A 24,127-nucleotide genomic window follows, 5' to 3' on the forward strand; every position below is an offset into this window, starting at 1 on the left:
CGAACTGAAGCCCCGAAACCACCTACCTTCGAAATCGCCACCCGACTGGTCAAGCAGTGGCGACCTTGCAAGCGGGCAATCCGCACAATACGTCACCAATTCTCATCCGTCGTCCACGTGTTCATTCCGCCGTTGCCATCCGGCCATCGATACTCGAATGTGACACCAACGTCCTCATCCGACAGCTTCATCTGTTTTTGACAAGGGCCACACGGAGGACGAGTACCTGTTATTCTCACCAGTCCACCGTCGGGGGCAGGACTGGCACCCCAGAAGGGGTCATTGGGAATCTCATGATCCCCAATCATTGAGGCGCCTCCGGATGCCCTGGCCGCCCGATTCTCCGTATGAACCGCCTGGCGCGCTCTTCCCGTCCCCAGACTGGCTTCCTCGGGAGTCGTGGCACCGCTTCGAAGGGAATACGAGTCCACTTGATTCCCGTGCGCGTCGAAAACTTCCACGTCTGCAAAGTGCGTTTTACTCGTAATCGGCCCACAGATGACCGGCAGGTTTGCATTATGGACCAATATCGGCGTGGCGCCTGCCAGTACGTAATACGTATGCAGGTCGTCGACTGTCAAATTATGAACAGTTGCCTGCTGCGTCCACGACCGTATTACGGTGACTTGAACCCAAGTGCCCGCCGAAGTCCTCAGCCATTGACCCGGCCTGAGGTCCATAGCTTTCTGCCACTTGTGGAGTTCAGGGACCCAGAAGGGATGGCCGTCGGTGGCAGTCAGCGTTTCGGTGCGATCCCCGGAAATGCCGTCGACGTCGACGGTGAGTTCGACCAGGTTTTTACTACCCGAGCCGCCAATTTCGGCGGTGACCATTCGTGCACCGCCTCGGCCGGTTTCCGGATCATCGGCGAGCACTTCGTCACCTATACGGACGTTCTCGATGCTCTTGTGGCTACCGTCCGCCATTAGCACCTGAGTTCCAGGAACAAAGCTGTTCGGTCTCTGGCAACTGCCCTGCTCCGAAGTCTCCCTCGCGCGCGGTCCGCTGCTCCCGTCTGAACCGCCGCGTGAGGACGAGGTGTTCGTGGCTTCGGCGGGGGTGAAGGTTGCGGTGCTTGTGCCGTCGTTGAGTTTGGGGGCGTTTTCGACTACCCGGACGGTGTTTTGGGCCTGGGCCTCCTGGATGGAGGCCGGCTTCGCCAGGTACTCCGGGCGAATGGGCTCGGGGCGGGGGGCGTAGGTGGTGGCCGCCTCGTAGGCGCGGCCCTTGCCGGCCGAGGCGTCGTCGGCGGCGCCCTGTGGGGAGCGGGCTCGGACCTCCTCGGCGAGGCGGGCCGCTTCCGCCTTGCGGGCCGCTTCGGCCTCCGCGGCCTCTCGGGCCTTGGCGTCGGCGTCCTCGCGGGCCTTGCGCGCGGCGGGTTCCTCCTCATCGCCGCGCCGACCGCCGGGGCCGTCCTCCTCGCCCCTTCGGCCGCCCGGGCCCTCGACCTCCTCCCGGCCGCCGCGCCACTTGTTCCACTTGTTGCTCACGTAGCGACCCGCGGCATTGAAGAAGCCGCCGATGGCCATCTGCATGGCCAGGTCGCCCCAGTTGAAGTCGGCGCGTCCCGTGACCACGTCGAAGCCGTAGCCGATGCCACTCGCGAACGCGCCGAACCCGAACTGGGCGGCATAACCGCCGACCTTGGCGAAGTGCCCGCCGATCGCCCCCTCGATGGCGCCTCGCCCGGACTGGTACGCGAGTTCCTTGAAGCTGAAGTTGTCGCCGTTGATGGCGGTGGTGATGCCGTAGGCGAGGGCACCCCCGAGCGCGCCGCCGATCGCACCGCCGAGCGCCGGGTTGCCGATGGCCATGCCCGCCGCACCACCGACCAGACCGCCGACGATCGGCGCCGCGACCGCGGCCACCTTGCCGACCTTCTTCAGCGCCCCCTTGATCGACCAGTGCCCGGTCGGGTCCGTGTACATGAGCGGATTGCCGCTCGCGTACGCATACCGGTTCGCGTTGGTCGACGCCGACGGATCCAGCGTGACGCCGTCGCGCGAGGCGAACGCGCCCGTGGACGGGTCGTACCAGCGAGCGGCCATGTTGACCTTGCCGCTGCCGGCGTCGGTCCAACCACTCTGGTACCCCACGCTCGTACGCGGCCCGGACGAAGAGAGCACCTGGCCGTACGGGCTGTACGTGACCGACCGGCTCAGCGTCGTCCCACTCGCCTGGAACGTGGCCACCATGTCGCTGTGTTCGTCGACCACGGCCAGGTCCGCCTGGCCGGTCGAGCCGTTGCGAATGCCGATCAGGTCGCCGTTCGCCCCGCGGCTGTAGGTGTCCGCGCCGTCCGTCGCCAGGTCGTTGCCCGTGCCGCTGTAGGCGAAGGTGCGTCCGCCCGTGGTCAGTACCCGGTCGAGGCTGTCGTACGTGTAGGTCGACGATCCGTCGGCCGTGAGCCGGTCGAAGGCGTCGTAGGTGAGGCTGGTGAACGCCGAACCGCCGACCGTGGTCTTCTTCGCGAGCGTGCCGCGCGCGGTGTACTCGTAGGTGTAAGCGCCATCGCCGAGCAGGCGGTTGCGCTGGTCGTAGGTCGCCGTGCGTGGCCCGTCCCGGGTCCGGTTCCCGGCGTTGTCGTATTCGTAGGGCACCGTCGTCGAGCCGTTGTTCCAACTCGTCAACCGACCCGCGTCGTCATAGCCGTAGGTGTTCACCACCGGACCGGTGCCGTTGTCCGTCGTCTTGCCGGTCATCCGGTCGGCCGCGTCGAAACTCGTGGTGATCGAGTTCAGTTGCGCGCCCGTGGACGTCTTGAGCACATCCGACGTCATCCGGTGCAGCTTGTCGTAACCGAAGGTCCTGACCGACCCTCCCATACCGCCGTACGCCACCTGCGTCAACTGACCGATGCCGTCGTAGGAGTAGGCCAGATTCGTACCGGTCACGGCGTCGGTCGCGGTCTTGGTGCGACCGGCTTCGTCATAGGTGTAGCTCGACGTCCCGGACGCGTCGGTCCGGGACGTCATCCGGCCGAGATGGTCGTAGGCGAAGCTCGACGTCCCCGACGGGCCGCTCGTCGACACGATATGGCTGCGCCAGTCGTAGCCGAACGTGTCGTCGCCACTCGGCGTGGACGCCTTCACCAGGCGGCCCTGGCGGTCGTAGTCGAAGGTCTTGCTCGACGACGCCGCGTCGGGCCCCGTGGACGTGGCCGTCTGCGACGTGAGCCCGCCCAGGACGTTGTACGTACGATCGACGTTCACGCCTCCGGGACGCGTCTCCTTGACCGGACGACCGCCGAGGTCGTACGTCGTCGACCAGGTCCGGTCCGCCGCGGCCGGGTGGGCCGTGGTCGCCGGTTCCACCATCGACGCCTGCAGCCCGAGCGAGTTGTACGTCGTCGTCGTGACGTTGCCGTTGCCGTCGGTGTACCGCGTGCGGTTGCCCGCCGCGTCGTAGCCGAAGGCGGTGACGATGCCCGCCGATGTGGGGCCCGGTTCGACCTGTCGCGTGCGTCGACCCACGGCGTCGTACTCGTACCTTGTCGCCTTGATCTTCGGGTCGATCGTCTGAACGACGTTGCCCGACACGTCGTACCAGGTGGAACTGAGCCGCAGGAGTGTGTTGTCGGCGTCGTAGTCGCTCGTGATCGTCGGCCGACCCAAAGCGTCGTACTTTTGCGTGTGGTAAGTACCGTCGGTCAGCGTTGACTTCGTGATTTTGCCGTTGAGGTCACGCTCGACGAAACGGCTCCTTTGGGTCGCGTCGACGAACACGGTCGGTTCGTGCAGGGCGTTGTAGAACGTCCATTCCGTCTCGCCGTTCGGCCCGACCGTGCTGAGCCGCTCACCGGTGTCCGAATACGTGTACTTCGTGGTGTACGTCTTGCCGGTCGGCACCAGTTCCAACGTGGTGGCGGTGACCTGACGCCCGAGATCGTCATACGTCGCGGTACCCAACCCGCCGTCCGGCGCCACGGATTGAATGCGTTCGCCGGCGTCGTTGTAGTAGAAGGACCAGATCCCGGCATCCTTGCCCGGCAGCGCCGGATCCTTCCGCTGCACCGCGTTGCCGAGCGCGTCGTACTTGGTCTGGGTGATCGCTCCCTTGGCGTCGATGTCCGCGACGGGACGGCCGTTCTTGTCCGGCAGGCTGTACACCGTCGGCTTCAACGGAGTCGTCGCACCGGGCGGCGTATAGGCGGGCGCGGCGGTCACCGTATTGATGCCGTTGGCGGACCACGTGCGCGTGGTGATGTTGCCGTTGGCGTCGCTGCTCTCGGCCACCTCGCCGAACGTGTTGTAGCCGGTCATGGTGATCGCCCGCGACGACACCGGCGCGCCGCCCGCGGACTCGATGGAGATCGTGGGACTGATCGTCTTGATCTGTCGTCCGACCTCGTCATATCCGAAGGTGGTGGTGAACGCCGCCTTGTCGGCGCCGTTCACATTTCCTCTCGGCTCGGTCTGTGTCAGCGCCAAACCCCGCTGGTCGCGCGTCCACGACGTGACGGCCGTAGTGGTCGAGTCGCCGACGGTCTTGCTGATCTGCATGCCGGCCGGGTTGTACACGTACTTCGTCGTCTGCGCGACGGTGCCCTGGGCGTGTGTGGTGGCGAGGATCTCGCCGTCGCGGGCGTAGGAGTACGAGTCGGTGCGGGCCAGCCCACCGGGGTCGCGCACGGTCTTGGTAACCAGGTTGGCCGCGTTGAACGTGCTCTCCGTGACGTCCGTACCGCCCACGGTCTGCCGAATCATGTTGCCCGCGTTGTCGTACTCGTTGCGCTGAAGCACGATGTCGCGGGTGGTGCCGTCCGCGTTGCGGAAGCCGTCCTGGCGGACCATCCCGACCAGGTTGTCGTCGTAGTAGAAGACGTGGCGGGTGCGACCCATCGCGTCGGTCGTGGTGGCCAGTCGACCCGCCGGGTCGTATGCCTTCGACTCCAGGACCAGCGTCTTCGCGGTCTCGTCCCCGAGTCGTCCCTTCCAGTTCTTCAACGTGCTCTGGGTCGGGTGCCCGGTGGGCGAGTAGGTGTAGGCGAATTCGGCACCCTCGGGATCCACCACCTTGGTGCGATTGCCGTAGGTGTCGTATCCGTACGTGGTGACGTTGCCGGCGCCGTCGGTGCTCGTCGCCAGGCGGTTGGAGGCGTCGTACGTCGCCGAGGTCGTTCGGGAGGGGTCGGCGCCGGTGTAGTCGGCGACGATTTGTTGGGTGGGGTTGCCGTCCTGGTCGTACTGCGTGGAGATCAACGGCAGATGCGCGCGACCGGTGACCGCGTCGGTGGTCGCCGGATCCACCCGCAGGACGACACGCGACGACGCATCGTAGTTGAATGTGGTGACCGCACCCGCGGGTTGGGAATCGGAGACCTCGGTCTGCGTCAGGACCCGTCCCAGCGCGTCATGGGTGTATCGCATCTCCAGTCCCGAAGGAGCCACCGTCGAGACAAGGTCGCCCGCGCGGTTGTACGCGTACGCGGTCTTCTTGCCACCCGGCGTCGTCTCCGCCTTCACCAATCCCTTGGGTTGGGTCCCACCGCCCGCCGCCGCCTCCGTCCCGGCCGTGTACTCGCGCAGGGTGAACTGCGAACTGCCGCCGCCGTCCAGGGGATCCGGTTCCCAGGAGATCGCGAGTCGACCGGACGCGTCGTAGATGTAACCCCTCGCGTACCGGTTGTCGTCGTACCCCGCCGCCCGGGCGTCCCACGAACCGATCACCTGGTCGTTACGCGGATCGGTCGGATTCGCCTCGTCCAGGTAGTACTTGTACAACTCGCGTTGACATTCCCATGCCTTTCGGCAGGTCTCCTTGGAACGCACGTTTCCGCGCTCGTCGTTCTCATATCTGACGGTGTGCGCGTTCGGATCCGTCGTCGCCTTGAGGTAGCCGCGATCGTCGTAGTCGTAGAGCCACTTGCCCTTGGCCGCATCCACGTAGGAGAGCAGCCTTCCCCGGCTCCCCGGCTCGTACATGTAGCTGAGCAGGTTGGTGCCCGGGTCGATCACCTGGATCGTCTCGCCCCAGACGCCGAGGCTCTGGCGGTATTGGGCGGTTACCCGGAACAGACCCAGATCGGCGTGCCGGTAGATCGCGACCTCGTCGATCGTCCCGCTGAAGTGCCCCAGCTTGTCGCTCGGTTGAGCCGGCCACCCGCCCGAGATCGCGCCGGCTCCGACGTAGACGAAACGCTGGTCGTCGAAGTTGAGCGGCTTCCCCACCCGCGAATCCGCCCAGGCCCCGTCCACGATCAGGAGTTGGAAACCGCCGTTCGCGATGAGCGTGACCATGTGCCACGAGCCGTCGTCGACACGGTTCTGACTCGTCAGCGGATTCAGCGAGTCGTCCCAGAACTGTCCGTGTACCCGACCGTCGGTCCCGACATAGAGCACGGGCGTGTAGTCCCCGGTGGTCACGGCGGGGTCGTTGATCGCGCGCTTTTGACTGGACAGGAGCACCCCGGCCCGGTCCGTCTTGAACCACATCTGCGCCGTCAGATTGGGGGCACCGGAGAGTTCACCGTCCGGGAGCTTGACCTGCGATGTGCTTCCGTTGAAGCCCGCCGCCGTGTCGTCCGCTTTCAGAAGGGGCAGAGTCTCCATCCCCAGGGCCACGTCGGTATAGGTGGCGTTGCTGTCGTGTCCGTCGGTGAAAACGGTGCTCTTGGCCGTGGTCCCGGACCGCTCGCCCAGTCGGAAGTAGTCGTACGGCCGGGCCTTGAGTACCGAGTTCGGGTAATAGGCGCTGGTGACGGCCGTGTTCGGCAAAGTGATCCAGTACTGGCCGCCGTTGATGTCCGTGACCGTCTGGACTCGATCCTGACTGAGGGCGTACGTCAGGCCTGCGGCGGTCTTGCCTTCGGGCGTGGTGATCGAGGTGATACCGAACCCGCCCGCACGCATGTCGCTGTGTTGGCCGACCAGGGTCGCGCTCAACGGGTGATCGTAGAGCGCGAGTTCGTCGATGTCGCCGTTGAACCAACCGCGGATGTCCTGCCCCGCGGCAGGCCACCAGCTGTGGATGTACCCGGCGCCGACGGACGCGTTTCTCTGGTAGGACGACGCCGGTGCCACACCGGCGCGTTCATCGACGCGCCGACCGTCCAGCCAGAGCTGCTGATTGACCCCGTCGGCGGTGAGCACGACATGATGCCACGCACCGTCGGTAACCGACGAAGCCGATGTCATGGGGTCGTAGGCGGTGATGCCGGGGAGTGAGCCGCGCAATTTTCCGTCGGTACCGACGTACAGCGCCGGCCAGAGATTCAGGGCCCCCGAACTGTCCCGAACGCTGGTGTTCTGCATGCCGTACAGCACGCCGCCGCTGTTCGAGGTCGACCGAAACCACATCTCGATCGCGGACTCCGCGGTCTCGGTCTGGAGGTTGTGCCAGAGTTCCAGCACCGACGAGCTTCCGTTGAATCTGGCCGCGGTGTTGCTCGAACCGGTCAGAGCGCCCGGCACGCCCAGCACCACACCGCCGCTGTACCGGCCATCCGCATTGGCGACCGGAACCCCCGGTTCCTGAGCCGCGGTTGCCGAACCGGTCGAGTCGCCGAGCCGCATGTAGCTCTCCGGCATCGCGTCGGCGATCAGTGACCGGTATTGCGAGATCGGCGTCGTGCCGTACACCGTGCACTTGGTGCCCGCATCGGGCGAGCACACCTTGGTCAGCGCGGCGCCGGTGTACTCATAGGTCCACTCCGGGGCGCGTGCCGCCGCCGACGGCGCGTCCGCCGTCACCTTGGTGACGTGACCGCCCACCAGGGGCGAGGCGTTCCAGGTGAAACGAAGCGACCTACCGCTGGTGTCGTCGACCACACGGTCGACGCCCAGCACGTTGTTGTACGTGATGGTCTGCGTACGCCCGTCGTGCGTCGCCAGCTGGGTCAGGCGACCCCACTGGTCGAAGATGTAGCGGAACCCGGATTTGTCGGTGAGCAGCCAGCCCGAGGACCCACCCAGCAGCGTCGACTGCCGGCTCGACGGGGGTTCGTAAGTCCCGTTGCTGTTGCGCCCGAATCGGACCTGTCGACCGTCCGGATAAGTCACCATGGCGCCGATGTCGTCGGACCAGATGCGAGTGTCGTACACCGTGGACCACCCCGGCCCGAAGAGCGGCGCGCCGCGTCCGATCCCATTCCCTCGCGGATCGAGGGAGTTGTACGTGCGGCGGATCTCCAGTGCCGGTCCGGCCGCCTTGATCGACGCGTCGACGCTCTCGGTCGTGTAGTTGCCCAGATACGGGTCGACACCCTTGATCGCCTGCTCACCCGGCTTCCCGGCCAGGTTGGAGCTCACGCCGGGTTGCGGCACCTCGGTGCGGAACGTCGACCACCAGGTCTCGGTCTGATCGAGATCCACGGTGTCGGAGACGCGGACATTCCAGGAGAACGACTTGTCCCAGGCCAGCACACCGGCAGGGACCCGCCAACGCTCACCGACCCACCCCGACTCGGTGCACGAGCCGCTTTCGGGGCAGACGGTGAACTTGTACTGGAGGGGACCGGCGGGTGATGCGTCGGGATCGCTGCCATATGCCATCAACTGCGGGGTCAACGAGCCCTGGACATAGTTGTTCGGCGGCCAAGCGCTATCCAGCACCGGAGGAACATTGCCGACGGTCATCGTCCCACAGCGTGGTGTCACGCCCTGGTCGCCGAACGACCCACCGGGACGCGTGAGTTCGATGCACAGGTAGTAGGAGCCCGGTGGCATCGCATCGATGTTGACGTCGGTCTCGAAATTGTGGCCGTTCGGGGTGTCGAAGGGGATCGGCTGTCCGCCCACCCGCATCATCCCGCCGGAGTCGACCGTGCTCCAGATGATCCCGTTGCCACCCACGGTCCACGTGTTCATGCCGATGTTCTCCGCGCGGAAGCGGATCTTGCCCGGCGTGTTGTTGGTGGGCGGCGGGTTCAACTGGCCCCAGTCGTAACGGGCGTTCCACGGGCTCCACTCGACCTGGAGGTAGGGAGCGTTCTGCGATGCGCCGTTGGAACTGGCGAAGATCTTGTAGGCGTCGCGGTTGGCGGCGTTGACGACCAGCGACAAGCCGTAGTTGTCGCGGCCCTGGGCCCACGAGGTGAGAAGGTCGACGCCACCCGCACTCAGTGGTATCGCCCGCCAACCCGGTGCCTGACCACAGTTGGTCCCGGACGGCGTTTCACCACCGGAGAAGGAGGCCGAGCCGATGACACCGCCCGTGGCCGGCCCGGGAAAGGCACGCAACTTGCTCGCGTCCCACCACTGCGTGATCGGCACGACGTTGACCACATTGGGCGCACACGACGCCGAGTAGGTCACGTACAACTGAAGCGCCGCACCGGTCACGTAGGCGTTGGGGAGCTGTGTCCGAAAGTTGTTGAACGCCATGTATGCCTGGTTGACGCACCCGGTGTTGCTGGTGCCGGTCACCATGAATGCGGCGTGGTGGTGCGTATCGGTCGAACACGAATCGACGAACGTGGAGAAGCTGGACTTGTTGTTCAGCGACGGATCGACCATCACCGGATACACACGCTTGGGATCACGCAGCCAGTCCTGGTCCAACGTCACCCGGAGCGCAATGCCACCCTCATGTTGCACCAGGTCATAGGCCACGTCGTACGAGCGGACTCCGGCACCGGCTTCACCCTTGCCGGACGAATCCTCCATCCAGCCCCGAGGGATTACCGCCCGCACGACGCCGTGATCGTCCTTGAACTCGATCTCGCCCTCTGCGGTCCGAACCGCCTGGAGACCCGCGGCGGTAATCGGGAACGTCCACGTCGACGGCGCCTGCGGCGAGTCCAGGACCAGCGTTTCCTTGACCCCGACGTTGGTGGTTTCGAACTTGACGTCCGCGTGCGGGCGCGCGTCGGCATAGGTCACCGCGTTGCCGTCGATCCGCGGCGCGACGGGGGCGGCATCCGCCAGCGCGAGCGACACCGAGTGCCCGTCGTCGATCTTCAGGCTCTGGATCGCGTGGTCGTCCGCGCGCGGCGCCAGATCGGACTTGGCCTCGGTCTGCCGCGGCTTGAGCCGGCCGTCGGGCTGCCGGGCCGGCGTAGTGTCGATGTCCGCCCACGAACCGTCGGGTTGGCGCACATGCACGGGAACCGCGTAGGACCGGGTGGTGAACGTACCGTCCGCGTTGCGAAAGACCTTCGTCGTCTCGTCGCGGCGCTGTGGCTCCTCGACGCTGGTCGCCGCGTCGAAGCCCTTGGGTGGCGTGCCGGCGGCCGAACGTTGCGCGCCCTTGGGGTTCTTGGGGTCGACCGGAAACTTGCCGTCCTTGGGGTCGGCGGGTCCCGGAGTCTGCGGCTTCAGGTTGTTGCTGAGCGTGGGCTTCTCGGGCGCCGCCGACTTGCGCCTGTCCTGTGGCGACTCCGATGCAGCCTTCGCGGATCGTTCGCTCCCCGGCATGCGCGTCGCGTCGCTGTCGACCGTGTGGCTTCGGCCGGCGGCGGTTCCGCCGGGTTGGCCGGGGAGGTCGGGCATCGACGCGCTCGGCTTCGCGGGTGTCGCGAGGGCATTCGGCACCGTCGTCCCGAGCAGGGTCATCGCGGCGACGACCGCGACCGCTCCGAAGCGTCGGCGCATACGCGGAATGCGCGTACGGAAAACGGACCCACCACGTGCGGACATGGCTCTCCCCGGTCACGACCCCCCACCCGGGGCAATGTGCAGCGACGCCAGACGGCGCGGTTGGATTCTTTTTCCTTTATCGACTCCACCACAAGATCAAGGCTTGACCGAGGCAAGGGAAACCCATAAAGACTTGGTAAAGTCAGGTCACTTATACGGCAGATCCGGACAGTAGGACTGCCATTCCAAGGTCGAGACTTTGTCTATAAGTCTTCAGTAGTGCAGGTTCGATCGAGAGAGCAAGATGGGACATACATGCTCCCGACACGTGTCAACGGACTAATCCGAGATAGGGCCGCACTCGGGAAATCGGGCGGAATTCGAATCGCTATGTGAATCCCGCAGGGATTGGGGCCGGGAGGCGGTGGGGTGTTGTCAGTGGGGGGTGTTGTGGCGGAGGGTTGCGTAGTCGGCGGCGGTCCAGGCCATGGCGATTGCGGCGTCCAGGAGGGCCTGGTCGGCCTGGGGGGAGATGGCGGCTTCGGCGAAGGCCGCCTCGTGGGGGGCGCTTGTGCCGCCCGTGATGTCGAGGACCGGGTGGATCGTGGGGATGACGTGGGAGACGTTGCCCATGTCGGTGCAGGCGAAGGGTGGGCGCGTGGTGGGTTCCGGGCGGCCCAGCTCCCGGGCGTTGGCGCGCCACAGGGCGATCAGGGTCGGGTCGGTGCGGAAGTCGAGGTAGTCCGGCTCGGGGCGGGTCAGCCGGACCTCGCAGCCGATGGCCAGTGCGCCCGCGCGAAAGCATGCCTCGACCCGGGTGCGCAGTTCGGCCAGGTCGGCGGCGTCGGTGGTGCGCAGTTCGTACTCCGCCGTGGCCCGCTCCGGGACCACGTTGGGCGCGGTGCCCGCCGCCGTGGTGATGCCGTGCACCCTCCAGTCGGCGGGCAACTGCCGCCCCAGCAGCCCGAGGGCGACCTGAGCCACCGTCAGCGCATCGGCGGCGCTGCGGCCCTCGTGCGGATTCAGGCTCGGGTGCGCCGCGGTGCCCAGGAACTCCACGGACAGCGTGCCGAGCGCGAAGGAGCGGAATTCGGCCACTTCGAACGGACACGGGTGCACCATCATCGCCGCGTCCACCCCGTCGAACGCGCCCGCCTCCAGCAACAGCGCCTTGCCGGCGCCGCGTTCCTCGGCCGGTGTGCCGATCACCCGTACGGTCAGGCCCAGTTGCCCGGCGACCGGGGCGAGCGCCAGGGCCGCGCCGACCCCCGCCGCCGCGATCAGGTTGTGTCCGCACGCGTGGCCCAAACCCGGCAGCGCGTCGTATTCGCACGCGATGGCCACCGTCACCGGTCCCGTGCCGACGGTCGCGACGAAGGCCGTCTCCAGGCCGTGCGCGGGCGCGGTGACGGTGTAGCCGTGCGCCCGCAGCAGTTCCACGCACCAAGCGGAGGCCCGGTGTTCGGCGAACGCCGGCTCCGGGTAGGCATGGATGCGTCGACTCAGCGCGAGCAACTCGTCGCGGTTGGTCAGGACTCGATCGCGAATCGCGGCCCGGTCGGCGTCCGAGGCCGGTAGGTTCGCCACGTCGGCCACGCTCATGTTCCGCTCCAGTTCATGTTCTTCAGCGAGAGCTGCATCGAGAGCCGCTTCGAGAGCAGCGTCCGGAACCGCACCGAGAACCCCATCGCGAGCCGCACCGACAGCTCCTTCGCGAGCCGCGTCGCGCACGTCACCGAGAGCTCCGTCCCTTCGGGAGCTCCGCCTGATCGAGAGCTCCGCCTGATCGAGTTCCGCCGCTCCCGGGGGCACCCCGTCGAGCATTCGAAAGATAGCTTAGGCTTACCTAACTTGGCGTGCCGGGGATCGGTACGCTCCGCCTGCCCTCGTCGCATTCCGGGAGTCCCCACACCATGCGTCACTACCCGGCCCAGCCCACGGTCACGGACGCCGACCCGAGTCAGGACGGCCCCGAAGTCCCCGAATCCGTGCGGCTGCCCCTCCTCGCCGCCCAGGCCGGCATCCACTACGCGCAGGCCCTGGCCCCGGACGACCCCGAGTACAACACCGCCGACCGGATCGAGATCCGCGGCCCACTGGACGCCGACCTGTTCGCGCGGGCCCTGCGCCAAGTGGGCGCCGAGGCCGAGACGCTGAACCTGCTGGTGTCGATCGGCCCGGACGGAACCCCGGTCCAGGGCGTACGATCCACCGCCGACGGCCGCGAGGACCCCCTGCACCGCATCGACGTGCGCACCGCCGCCGACCCGGAGGCGGCGGCCGAGAAGTGGCTGCGCGCCGACCTGGCCCGGCCGATCGATCCGACCACCGGTCCGTTGGTCACCCACGCGCTGTTCCGGCTCGCCGACGACCGCCACTGGTGGTACCGGCGCGTCCACCACATCGCCGTGGACGCGTACGCACTCACCCTGATCGGCCGGCGCGTGGCCGAGCTGTACACCGGATTCGCCACCCATGCCCCGACCACCCCCAACCCCTTCGGCACCCTGCGCGAACTGGTCGCGGAGGAGGCCGACTACCGAGCGAGCGAAGCGTACGACACCGATCGCGCATTCTGGCTGGAACATCTCGCGGACCGACCCCGATCCGTGACCTTGGCCGAATCCCGACCCACGGCGCCGGTCCCGCCGTCACGGGCGGAACCGAAGCAAGCGGAACCGGGGCAAGCGGAACCGGAACGGGCGGAACCGGAACGGGTGGAACCGCAGCAAGCGGGACCAGAGCCCGCGCACCCCGCGCACCCGGAACCGCCCTCCCCCGCCTCGCCGATCCTGCACCGCACCCTCGAACTCGACGCCGACCGCACCACCCGCCTCACCGAGGCCGCGACCACCGTCCGCGCCACCTGGGCCGAACTCCTGCTCGCCGCCACCGCCGGATACCTGCACCGCGTCACCGGGGCGCGGGAGATCGCCCTGGGGCTGCCCCTGCTCAACCGGCGCAGCGTCACCGCCCTACGCACGCCCGCGATGACGGTCAACATCCTGCCGATGCGCATCGCGGTTCAACCCCGCGACACCGCACCCGAGTTGCTGCGCCGGGTCGTACTCGAACTGCGCGCGGTGCGCCGCCACCAGCGCTTCCGCCAGGAAGACCTGCTGCGCGAGTTGGGCGCCGCCGGACGCGAACAGCCGCTCTACGGGCCGATGGTCAACATCAAGACCTTCGAGGGCGACCTCGTCTTCGGCGACGCGGTCGGCCGGGTGCACAACCTCGCCGCCGGACCGATCGACGACCTGGCCCTGGGCGTGGTGCCGACCCCCGCCGGCGGCCTGCGCCTCGACCTGGACGCGCACCGCGACCGCTACGACCCGACCTCGCTGGCCGAGCACGAACGCGGCCTGCTGCGCTACCTCGACGGCCTGGTCACGCTGCTCCACGAGGCGCCGGCGCTGCCGATCGGCCGGATCGATCTGCTCACCCCCGCCGAGGTGCACGCGGCGACCGAGGGCCGCGCCGAACCGCCGGTCGACGCCACGCTCCCCGAGCTGTACTCCCGCCGGGCCGCGCGCACACCCGACACGATCGCGGTCCGCGCCGGCGCCGACGCGCGTACGTTCGCCGAACTCGAGTCGGCCGCCAACCGGCTCGCGCACGAGTTGATCGCGGTCGGTGTCACCGCCGAGGTCCCGGTCGCCGTCGCCCTGCACCGCGGCGCCGACACCGCCGTCGCGCTGCTCGCGGTGCTCAAGGCGGGCGGCGTCTGCCAGTTCCTCGATCTGGGCCACCCCGCCCGGCGGATCACCGACGTGTTGGCGGACACCCGTCCGGCGTGCCTGATCGGCACCACCGAAACCCTCGCGGCCCTGCCCGCGCACCACATCCGCACGCTGGTCCTCGACGACCCGAGCATCCGCGCCCGGCTCGCCGCCCACCCGGACCGGGCCCTGCGACCGCCACGCCCCGAGCAAACCGCGTACGTGATCCACACCTCCGGCTCGACGGGCCGGCCCAAGGGCGTCGCGGTCACCCACGCCTCGCTCGCCAACCTGTACGCCGGGCACGGCACCGACCACATCGCGCCGGCCGTCGAGCGCACCGGTCGGGAGCGGTTGCGGATCGGCCACAGCGCGTCGTTCGCGTTCGACGCGTCGTGGGACCCGGTCCTGTGGATGGTGCACGGCCACGAACTGCACCTGCTCGACGACGCGACCTACCGCGACCCCGGCGCGCTGATCGCCTACGTGCGCGAACACCGCCTCGACTACTTGGACGTCACCCCCACCTACGCCGAAGTCCTGCTGGCCGACGGCCTGTCGGATCCCGATCGGCACCACCCGGCGATCCTGGTGGTGGGCGGCGAAAGTGTGCCCGAGCCGCTGTGGCGCCGCCTTGCGGCCATCCCCGGCAGCCGGCCGCTGAACCTGTACGGGCCGACCGAGACCACCGTCGACGCCTACTTCTGGGGCGCGGACGGCGTCGGCCGCCCCGTGCGCGGCTCGCGCGCCTACGTCCTGGACGGCGCGCTGCGGCCGACCCCGGTCGGCGTCACCGGCGAACTGCACATCGCGGGCGCCTGCCTGGCCCGCGGCTACCTGGGCCGGCCCGACCTGACCGCGGAGCGCTTCGTCGCCGACCCGTTCGGTGCCGCACACGGCGATCCCGGCGCCCGGATGTACCGCACCGGCGACCTAGCCCGCCGCCGCGCCGACGGCACCCTCGAACTGCTCGGGCGCGCCGACGAACAGGTGAAGATCCGCGGCTTCCGGATCGAACCGGGCGAGATCCAGGCGGTGTTGGCCGCGCACCGCGACGTCGCCCAGGCCGTGGTGATCGCCCGCGAGGGCGCGCACGGCAAACGCCTGCTCGGCTACGCGGTGCCCGTCGCCGGCCGCTCCCCCGCGCCCGAGGCGCTGCGCGCGCACCTGGCCGACGCGCTGCCCGAGCACATGGTGCCGGCGGCGATCCAGGTGCTGCCCGCGCTGCCGCGCACCGCCAACGACAAGATCGACCAGCGTGCGCTGCCGGAGCCCGCGCCGACCGTGCCGGGCCTGCGTGAGGGCCCGCGTGGACTGCACGAGGAGATCCTGTGCGATCTGTTCGCGGCGGTCCTGGCGCTGCCCGAACAACCCGACCGCAACGCGGACTTCTTCGAACTGGGCGGCCACTCGCTGCTCGCCGCGCGGTTGGCCGCCCGGGCCCGGGAGAGTTTCCGGTCCCCGATCGGCCTCGCCGACGTCTTCCGCCGGCCGACCCCGGCGGGCCTGGCCGAACTGGCCCGCGCCGGCGCCCGTCCCGAGCCGCGTCCCGCGCTCGCCCCCGTCCCGCGCGACACCGACCGGCTGCCGCTGTCCCCGGCGCAGCAGCGGTTGTGGTTCATGTACCGGCTCGAAGGGCCCAGCCCCACCTACAACATCCCGCTGGTGCTGACCCTGACCGGACCGCTGGACCGCGCCGCGCTCGACCTCGCGCTGGCCGACCTGGTCGAGCGGCACGAGACGCTGCGCACCGTACACCCGGCCGTCGAGGACACGCCGTACCAGCACATCCTGAGCCCTGATCAGGCCCGCCCCACCCTGCACATCGCGGCCTCCGCCGCCGAACTCGCCTCCGCCGTGCGCCACCCCTTCGACCTCGCCGTCGAAACACCGTTGCGCGCCACACTGTTCACCGCCGACCGCACCACCCACACCCTGGTTCTGCTGCTGCACCACATAGCCGGCGACGGCGCCTCCACCACCCCGCTCGCCCGCGACCTGGCCGCCGCGTACACCGCGCGCGTGGCCGGTCGCGCGCCTGATCTCGCGCCGCTGCCGGTGTGCTTTTCGGACCACGTCGCGTGGCAGGCCCGGCTGCTCGGTGACCCCGGCGACCCGACCCCCCTCGCTCGGCGGCAACTCGACTTCTGGCGCGCGACGTTGGCCGGGCTACCCGACGAACTGGCGCTGCCCACCGACCGACCCCGCCCCCGGGTCGCCTCGACGGCGGGCGACACCGTGCCGTTCCGGCTCGACGCCACCACGCACACCGGCCTGGTCGAATTGGCCCGGGCGAGCGGGACCAGTGTGTTCATGGCCGTCCAGGCCGCGTTCGCCGCGCTGCTCACCCGGCACGGCTGCGGTACCGACATCCCGCTCGGCGCCCCGGTGGCGGGCCGCGACGACGACGCCACCGCGGACCTGGTCGGGTTCTTCGTCAACACCCTGGTGCTGCGCACCGACACCTCCGGCTCCCCCGACTTCCGCACCCTGCTCGACCGGGTCCGCACCACCACGCTGGCCGCCTACGACCACGCCGACCTGCCCTTCGACCGGGTCGTCGACGAACTCAATCCGGCCCGATCGTTGGCTCGGCACCCGCTGTTCCAGGTGATGATCGCGTGGCAGTCCCGACCCGACGCCGAGTTCGCGCTCGGCCCGCTGCGCGCGCGTATGGTGGCCACGCCCACCGGCACCGCGAAGTTCGACCTGACCTTGAACGTGGGCGAGCAACCCGGCCTGGGCCTGGGCGGTTTCCTGGAGTTCCGCACCGATCTGTTCGACCGGAGCACCGCGCTGGGCCTGTCCCGCCGACTCGCCGCGCTGCTGGGCGCCGCCGTCGCCGCACCCGACACCCCGATCGACCGACTGCCGCTGCTCGACGACGCCGAACGGCACCGCGCGCTGGTCGAATGGAACGTCGGCCCCACCGCGACCGCCACCTCCTCCACCACCCTGGTCGCCCGCTACGAGCGCGTCGCCGCGGAGCACTTCACGCGGACCGCGGTCGACTGCGAGGGCCTGTCGCTGAGTTACGCCGAACTCTCCTCCCGGGCCAACCGCCTCGCCCGGCTCCTGGTGGCGCGCGACATCGGCCCCGGCGACATCGTCGCGCTCGCCCTGCCCCGCTCGCTCGACCTGGTCGTCGCGCTGCTCGCGGTGGCCAAGGCGGGCGCCGCCTACCTACCGCTGGACCCCGACTACCCGGCCGACCGGCTGGCCTACATGCTCGACGACGCCCACCCCGCCGCGCTGCTCACCGACACCGCGACCGCACCCCGCCTGCCCGCGCACGAGTTGCCCCGAATCCACGTGGACGGCCACGAGGCCGACGCCCACCCGGGCTTCGACCTGACCCAGGCCCAGCGCAAACGCCCGCTGCGCCCGTCGGACCCGGCCTACGTCATCTACACCTCCGGATCCACCGGCCGACCCAAGGGTGTACCGGTCACCCACCACAACGTGGCCCGCCTGTTCACCGCGACCGACCACTGGTTCGGCTTCGGCGCGGACGACGTGTGGACCCTGTTCCACTCCTACGCGTTCGACTTCTCCGTCTGGGAGTTGTGGGGCGCGCTGCTGTTCGGCGGCCGATTGGTGGTGGTGCCGCACACGATCAGCCGGGACCCGGCCGCCTTCCTGGACCTGCTCGCCCGCGAGCGGGTCACCGTGCTCAACCAGACGCCGTCCGCGTTCCATCAGGCGGTGGCCGCCGACCGGGAGCGGCCCGGCCGCGAACTGGCGCTGCGCTACGTGGTATTCGGCGGCGAGGCACTGGAACCGGCCCGGCTCGCCGACTGGTACGAACGGCACGCCGACAACGCGCCGCGCCTGGTGAACATGTACGGGATCACCGAGACCACCGTGCACGTGTCCTACCATCCGCTGGACCGCGCCTCGGCCGCCGCCGGCACGGCGAGCACGATCGGGGTGAACATCCCCGACCTGCGCGTCTACGTCCTGGACCGGTACCTCCAGCCCGTGCCGCCCGGGGTGACCGGCGAGATGTACGTCGCGGGCGAGGGCCTGGCCCGGGGCTATCTGGGTCGGCACGCGCTCACCGCCGAGCGCTTCGTCGCCGACCCGCACGCGGCCCGGTTCGGCGAGCGCGGCACCCGGATGTACCGCTCCGGCGACCTGGCCCGACGCCGCGCCGACGGCACGCTCGACTACCTCGGGCGCGCCGACCAGCAGGTGAAGATTCGCGGCTTCCGGGTCGAACTCGGCGAGATCGAGGCGGTGTTGGCCGCGCACCCGACCGTCGCCGACGCGGCGGTGATCCTGCGCGAGGACACGCCGGGGGACAAACGCCTGGTCGGCTACGTGGTCGCCGAACCCACCGCTGAACCCACCCCTGAACCCAGCCCCGAACCGGCGCTCGAACCCGACGCCGAACCCACCGCCAAGCCGGCCGCCGACGGACCCGCGCTGCGCGAGCACGCCGCCGCGACGCTGCCCGTGCACATGGTCCCGTCGGCCGTGGTCGTACTCGACCGCCTGCCGCTGACCGCGAACGGCAAACTCGACCGCAAGGCGCTGCCCCGCCCGGAGTACACCCCGACCACCATCGGACGGGCGCCGCGAGGGCCGCGTGAGGAACTGCTCTGCACGCTGCTCGCCGAGGTCCTGGGCGTGCCCCGCGTCGGCATCGACGACAACTTCTTCGACCTGGGCGGCCATTCGCTGCTCGCTGTGCGCCTGGCCGGTCGGATCAAGGCTGTTCTCGGCGTCGACATCGGCATCGGCACCGTCTTCCAGGCACCCACCGCCGCGGGCCTGGACGCCGCCCTGGAGGCCACCGACCGCACCGACGCGCTGGACGTACTGCTGCCGCTGCGCCCGGCCGCTCCCGGCGATCGAACGCCGCTGTTCTGCGTACACCCGGCGGGCGGACTGTCGTGGTGCTACGCGGGCCTGATCCGGCATCTGCCGGCCGACGTGCCGATCCACGGCCTCCAGGCGCAGGGCGTCGGTGCGGCGACCGCCGACGCGCCGTTGCCTGCCACGCTGGAGGAGTTGGCCGCGCACTACGTGGACCGCCTGCGCGAGGTGGACCTGCGCGGCCCGTACCGACTCCTCGGCTGGTCCACCGGCGGGATCATCGCACACGCGATGGCCACCCGGCTCCAGGAGCTGGGCCTGCCGGTCGAGCTGCTCGCGATCCTGGACGCCTATCCGGCCGAGGGTTTTCGCGAACTGCCCGTCCCGGACCGGGCGGAGGCGCTGGAGGCGCTGCTCACGATGGGCGGCTACGGACCGGAGAGCCTGGCCGGCGCACCGCTCGAACTCGGCCCGGTGATCGAGGTGTTGCGCCGCGAGGGCAGCCCGCTGGCCGGTCTGGAACCGGCCACGATCGAGGCGCTGGGCGACATCTACCTGAACACCAATCACCTCGTCCGCGCCTACGACCACCGGGTCTTTTGGGGCGACGTGCTCTTCTTCCGGGCCACCGTCGACACCATCGACGACACGTTGACCCCCGACACCTGGACCCCGTACGTGAGCGGTCGGATCGACAACACCGACGTGGCCTGCTCGCACAAGGACATGACCCTGCCCGGCCCGATCGCGCACATCGCCCGCGTGGTCGCCGACCGCCTGACCGCATTGGAGAGCAAGACCGATGAGCAGCCGTGATCGCGAGACCCCGACGAACCCGTTCGACGACGAGGACGGCGAGTTCCTGGTGCTGGTGAACGACGTCGGTCAGCACTCCCTGTGGCCGGACTTCGCCGCCGTGCCGGACGGTTGGGCGATCGCGCACGGGCCGTGCCCGCGCCCGGCCGCGCTGGAGTGGATCACCGCGCACTGGACCGACCTCGGCCCGGTCGCGCGGTGAACCCGGAACACACCGAACAGGGCGCGACCCGGACCGCCACGTCGCAGGGTTCCGCCTGGATCGTGGTGCTCGTCTACACCGCCGCGATGTGCATGAACGGCCTGGACTCGACCATCGTCAACCCGGCGCTGCTCACCATCGCGGAGGACTTCGATCGCCCGGCGGTGGCGGCCAATACGGTCGAGATCGCCTTCCTGGTCGCGCTGGTGGCCGCGCTGCCGGTGGCCGGGCGGCTGAGCGATCGTCACGGCACCAAGCGGGTCTTCCTCGGCTCGCTCGCGGTGTTCACCGCCGCCTCGGCCGCGTGCGGGTTGTCGCAGAACCTGGTCTCGCTGGTCCTGGCCCGGGTGGTCCAGGGCCTGGCGGGCGGGCTGCTCACGCCGGTCGGGATGACCATCCTGTTCACGGCGTTCGCGCCGCACGAGCGCATGCGGCTGGCCAAGTGGCTGATCGTGCCGACCGCGCTGATGCCGGCCCTCGGCCCGCCGCTGGGCGGGTTCCTCACCGAACACCTGTCCTGGCACTGGCTGTTCCTGGTCAATGTGCCGATCGGCACGGCCGCGGTGCTGCTCGGCCTGTACGGGCTGCGCGAGCATCGGGCGGGTGTGGTCGCCCCGTTCGACCGCACCGGGTTCTGGCTCACCACGCCCACCCTCGGCCTGCTCACCTACGCGCTCGGCTTCGGTCCGTCGCAGGGCTGGACCACGCCCGCCATCGCCGTCTCCGGCCTGCTCGGCCTGATCCTGCTGGTGGTCGCGATCGCCCACCAACTGCGCGCCACCGAGCCGCTGTTGCGCCTTCGCCTGGTGTCCGACCGGGCGTTCGGCGCGGCCACCGCACTCGCGCTGGTGACCTCGGCGGGGCTGATGGGCGTGCTGTTCGTCTTCCCGCTGCTCTATCAGGCGGCGCTGGGCGCCTCGGCACTGGACGCCGGGCTCGGGGTGTTCCCGGAGGCGGTCGGGCTGATGTTCGCCTCGCAGGTGGTGGATCGCCTGCTGCCCCGATTGGGCCCACGCCGGCTGACCACTCCCGCGCTGGTCCTGGCCGCCCTGGTGTTCGGCGCGCTCGCGCTGCCGGGGGTGGCCGATCACGCCTGGGCGGTACGGGTGTTGATGTTCTGCGTCGGGCTGGTGCTGGGCACGGCGGTGCTGACCGTACAGATCGCCGGGTTCGGCGGGATCGAACCGCCGGACATGGGCCATGCGATGGCCCTGTTCACCATCGTGCGCACGCTCGGCGGCTCGCTGGGCATCGCGGCCGGCGCGGCGGTGATCGAGGCCGGCGGCGTCGACGGACACGACGCGAGTGCGCCGGGGCCGTATCGGGCCGCGATCTGGGTCACGGCGGGACTGGTCGCCCTCGGCGCGCTGTTCGCCCTGCGGTTGCCGCGCGAGGCGCCGGAACCGCCGCCGTTCGACGACGACGAGCCGAACGACGCGGAGCCGGGCGAAGACCCGCTCGAGGGTGGGGGGAAAGCCGGGGGCGAAGCCGCAGCCCGGGGCGAGCCGGCCGCACCCACCGGCGCGTCAGCCTCCGGCTGACAGCAGTCCGACGAGTCCGACGGCGAGCCCGCCGCGCCAGCAGGCGTAGTCGTGGCCGCCGTCGAACTCGACGTAGGTGAGCAGATATCCGCGCTCGCGCAGCACGTCGCGCAGTCGCCGGTTCTCGGCCACGAGCATCCATTCGAGCAGGCCCACCTCGACGTGGAACCGGATCGGCCGCCGCTCGGTCGCGGCGAACCGCCGGGTCAACCACTCCGGCCCGTCGTTGGTCTCGTCCGGGTCGGGCCACCAGAACGACCCGGACTGGGACAGTGCGTTGCCGAAGCGGTCCGGCCGATGGAACGCCCCGAACGCGGCGGTCAGCCCGCCCGCGCTCTGCCCGGCCAGTACGGTGTGCGCCGGATCCGCGCTCACGCCGTACCGTTCGCCCGCCCACGGCAACAACACGTCGGCGAGCCAGTCCACGAACGGTTCGCTACAGGTGAGATCGGCCATCCGCCGCTCCCGGCCCATCGTGTCCACGAGCAGCGCGACGGTCGGCGGGATGCGGCCGTCGGCGTGCAGGTTGTCGAGGGTGTCGCCGATCGCGAGCACCGACCCCCACACCTCCCCGTCCAGCAACACCACGACCCGGCAGGGCTGTTGCCCCATCGCGGGCGGCAGCAGCACACTCACCCGCCGGCCGTCGACCGTGGTGTCCTCGCGCGGCCCGCGCGGGATCCCCGGCCGACGCCGCGCCCACGGCTGCGCGGGGGCGTCCGGCAGCGCCAGGATCGAGGACGGGTTGCGGCCGTCCCGGGCGGCCAGGGTGGGTGCGTGGTTGTACGGATCGGGCACCGCGGCGTCCAACACGCCCAGCCAGGCCGCCCGATCCGTACGCAGCGTCTCGGCCCGCGAGCCGGTTCCGACGAAGAACTGGTACGACGCGCGCAACCCGGCCGGCAGCCGGTGGGTGATCGCCCGTACGTCCGTCCCCGGCACCCGACGCAGCAGATGCGGCGTCAGATCGCCCGCGTGCCGGTCCCGATCGGTGAAGGTGTGCAGCAGCGCCAGCACGTCGCCGGTGGGCCCGGCCGGGTCGTCCCGCCACACGAACGTGACCAACCGCTGCCCGGGATCGTCCGGATCCGGCTCGACCAGCGGGGCGCCGACCGCCTCGACCCGGGCCCAGAACTCGGCGCAGGCGTCGGCGCGTCCGGCGTCGACCGCCCGGCTCAGCGCGTGCAGGATCGGAGTGTCCATGGTGCCGGTCGCCTTCCGCAGGTCGAGAACAGTCGAATCACCAACAGTCGGCCCCAAGCCGGTCGGGCCGGGCTCCTCAAGCCCGGGGCTCCGGGCCCGGAATCACCGAGCCCGGTTCACCCGGCCCGTGCTCAGGAAGTCGCCGTCAGCGCCTTCGCGATGTCGCCGAGCACCACGTCGGCCGCCAGCGGCCCGCCGCGCGTGGACCACACCGAACCGTCCACCGTGACCACGTGGTTCTTCTGCACGGCGTTCAACTCCTTGTAGGCCGGCTTGCTCTGTACCTCCTTGAGCGCACTCGCGCCGTCCGCCGTGAGCGTGCCGAGGAAGAGCCAGTCGCCGTCGATCTCGGAGATCTTCTCCAGGCTCAGCGCGGGCGTGTGCGCGTTGCCGTCCTTGTCCTGCGCCTTCGGCCGGGTCAGGCCCATGTCCAGCGCAACGCCACTGGCGAACTGGCGCTTCTCCATCCAGCTCGGGCCGTTCGGGTTCCAGCGCACGATGCTCACCGCGGCGCCCTTGTTCGCGGTCAGGTCCTCGCCGGTCTTCTTGGCCTTGGCCTCGTAGTCGGTGATCACCTTGTTCGCCTGCTCCAGCTTGTTGACCGCGTTGCCGACGCCGCGGAAGGACAACTTCCAGTCGTCGGTGGGCGCCATGGTCACCAGCGTCGCCGGGGTGATCTTGCGCAACTGGCCGAGCATCTGCGTGTCCTGCATGTCGCCGGCCAAAATCAGGTCGGGCTTGGCCGCGATCACCTTGTCCATCACCGGCTGGAGCAGGTTGCCGATCACCTCTATGCCCTTGACCTTGTCGGCCAGGTAGGCGGGCGGCTTGTCCAGGCCCTGGCCGTTGGTGATGCCGACCGGCTTGACGCCGAGCGCGAGCACCGCGTCCAGGTCCTCCTGGGTGAGCACCACGACGCGCTTGGGGTTGGCCGGCACCTGGACGGTGGTACCGGTGGCGTCCTTGACCGTCCGGGTGCCGCCGGCCGCGTCGCCGCCCCCGCTGCCGCCCTGGCTCGCGGCGGACTTCGAATCGGACTTGGAGTCGGAGTCGGATCCGCATCCGGTGAGCAGCAGACCGGCCGCCCCCGCCACGGCGAGCAACCGAACCGCGCGCCGCCGGGCGGTCGCGAGCGGGCGAAGAGAAGTGGTCATGTGGGGCTCCGGGCGCGAGAAAGTACGGGGGGTGAAAACGGCAGCCCCCCAGGACGTCACTTAGGTTAGCCTTACCTTGCGCATTCGGCGCAAGGTGGTCCGGGCCGGCGAACACATCCGCCCGCGCGGGTCGACGCGCCACCGGAATGCGGAA

General features: G+C 69.7%; 8 protein-coding genes. 3 read left to right on the plus strand and 5 right to left on the minus strand.

Translation table 11 applies throughout. The annotated features are described in order from the left end of the window. Nucleotides 1–92 precede the first annotated feature (92 nt). The 3 genes from ACFXKZ_RS08920 to ACFXKZ_RS08930 all read right to left on the minus strand — a co-directional run bounded on the left by ACFXKZ_RS08920 (nt 93) and on the right by ACFXKZ_RS08930 (nt 12,253). Nucleotides 93–10,532 (minus strand): LamG-like jellyroll fold domain-containing protein, encoded by a 10,440-nt coding sequence (locus ACFXKZ_RS08920; protein WP_379998014.1) that lies wholly within the window; start codon nt 10,530–10,532, stop codon nt 93–95. 420 nt (nt 10,533–10,952) lie between these two features. Beyond that, the gene (locus tag ACFXKZ_RS08925) at nt 10,953–12,119 is read right to left on the minus strand and encodes a M20 family metallopeptidase (RefSeq protein WP_379998016.1); all 1,167 of its coding nucleotides are present in this window, start codon (nt 12,117–12,119) and stop codon (nt 10,953–10,955) included. Then, nucleotides 12,116–12,253 (minus strand): hypothetical protein, encoded by a 138-nt coding sequence (locus ACFXKZ_RS08930; protein WP_379998019.1) that lies wholly within the window; start codon nt 12,251–12,253, stop codon nt 12,116–12,118. Before ACFXKZ_RS08930 ends, ACFXKZ_RS08925 begins: the two co-directional genes overlap by 4 nt. Before the next feature lie 177 nt (nt 12,254–12,430). Between ACFXKZ_RS08930 and ACFXKZ_RS08935 the strand changes: the two genes are divergently transcribed. From ACFXKZ_RS08935 to ACFXKZ_RS08945, 3 genes are all read left to right on the plus strand, one after another. Further along, on the plus strand, nt 12,431–19,873 hold the full coding sequence (locus ACFXKZ_RS08935; protein WP_379998021.1) for an amino acid adenylation domain-containing protein: 7,443 nt from the start codon (nt 12,431–12,433) through the stop codon (nt 19,871–19,873). Beyond that, nucleotides 19,860–20,075 (plus strand): MbtH family protein, encoded by a 216-nt coding sequence (locus ACFXKZ_RS08940; RefSeq protein ID WP_379998023.1) that lies wholly within the window; start codon nt 19,860–19,862, stop codon nt 20,073–20,075. The genes ACFXKZ_RS08935 and ACFXKZ_RS08940 overlap by 14 nt, the downstream gene beginning before the upstream one ends. Nucleotides 20,076–20,137: 62 nt before the next feature. Beyond that, on the plus strand, nt 20,138–21,616 hold the full coding sequence (locus tag ACFXKZ_RS08945; RefSeq protein ID WP_379998680.1) for a DHA2 family efflux MFS transporter permease subunit: 1,479 nt from the start codon (nt 20,138–20,140) through the stop codon (nt 21,614–21,616). On the opposite strand, the gene fes is transcribed toward ACFXKZ_RS08945, so the two are convergent. Both fes and ACFXKZ_RS08955 read right to left on the minus strand, forming a co-directional pair. Further along, nucleotides 21,602–22,819: an enterochelin esterase gene (gene fes / locus ACFXKZ_RS08950; RefSeq protein WP_379998025.1), complete on the minus strand. Its 1,218-nt coding sequence runs from the start codon at nt 22,817–22,819 to the stop codon at nt 21,602–21,604. The genes ACFXKZ_RS08945 and fes overlap by 15 nt on opposite strands. A gap of 131 nt (nt 22,820–22,950) precedes the next feature. Next, the gene (locus ACFXKZ_RS08955; RefSeq protein ID WP_379998027.1) at nt 22,951–23,973 is read right to left on the minus strand and encodes an ABC transporter substrate-binding protein; all 1,023 of its coding nucleotides are present in this window, start codon (nt 23,971–23,973) and stop codon (nt 22,951–22,953) included. Nucleotides 23,974–24,127 lie beyond the last annotated feature (154 nt).

The organism is Embleya sp. NPDC059237, assembly GCF_042754105.1.
Lineage (GTDB): Bacteria > Actinomycetota > Actinomycetes > Streptomycetales > Streptomycetaceae > Embleya.

What these genes read in the sequence shown, in the direction of transcription:
- ACFXKZ_RS08920 (WP_379998014.1), bottom strand. Translation starts at nt 10,532, where the DNA reads ATGCGCCGACGCTTCGGAGCGGTCGCGGTCGTCGCCGCGATGACCCTG.
- ACFXKZ_RS08925 (WP_379998016.1), bottom strand. Translation starts at nt 12,119, where the DNA reads ATGAGCGTGGCCGACGTGGCGAACCTACCGGCCTCGGACGCCGACCGG.
- ACFXKZ_RS08935 (WP_379998021.1), top strand. Translation starts at nt 12,431, where the DNA reads ATGCGTCACTACCCGGCCCAGCCCACGGTCACGGACGCCGACCCGAGT.
- ACFXKZ_RS08940 (WP_379998023.1), top strand. Translation starts at nt 19,860, where the DNA reads ATGAGCAGCCGTGATCGCGAGACCCCGACGAACCCGTTCGACGACGAG.
- fes (WP_379998025.1), bottom strand. Translation starts at nt 22,819, where the DNA reads ATGGACACTCCGATCCTGCACGCGCTGAGCCGGGCGGTCGACGCCGGA.
- ACFXKZ_RS08955 (WP_379998027.1), bottom strand. Translation starts at nt 23,973, where the DNA reads ATGACCACTTCTCTTCGCCCGCTCGCGACCGCCCGGCGGCGCGCGGTT.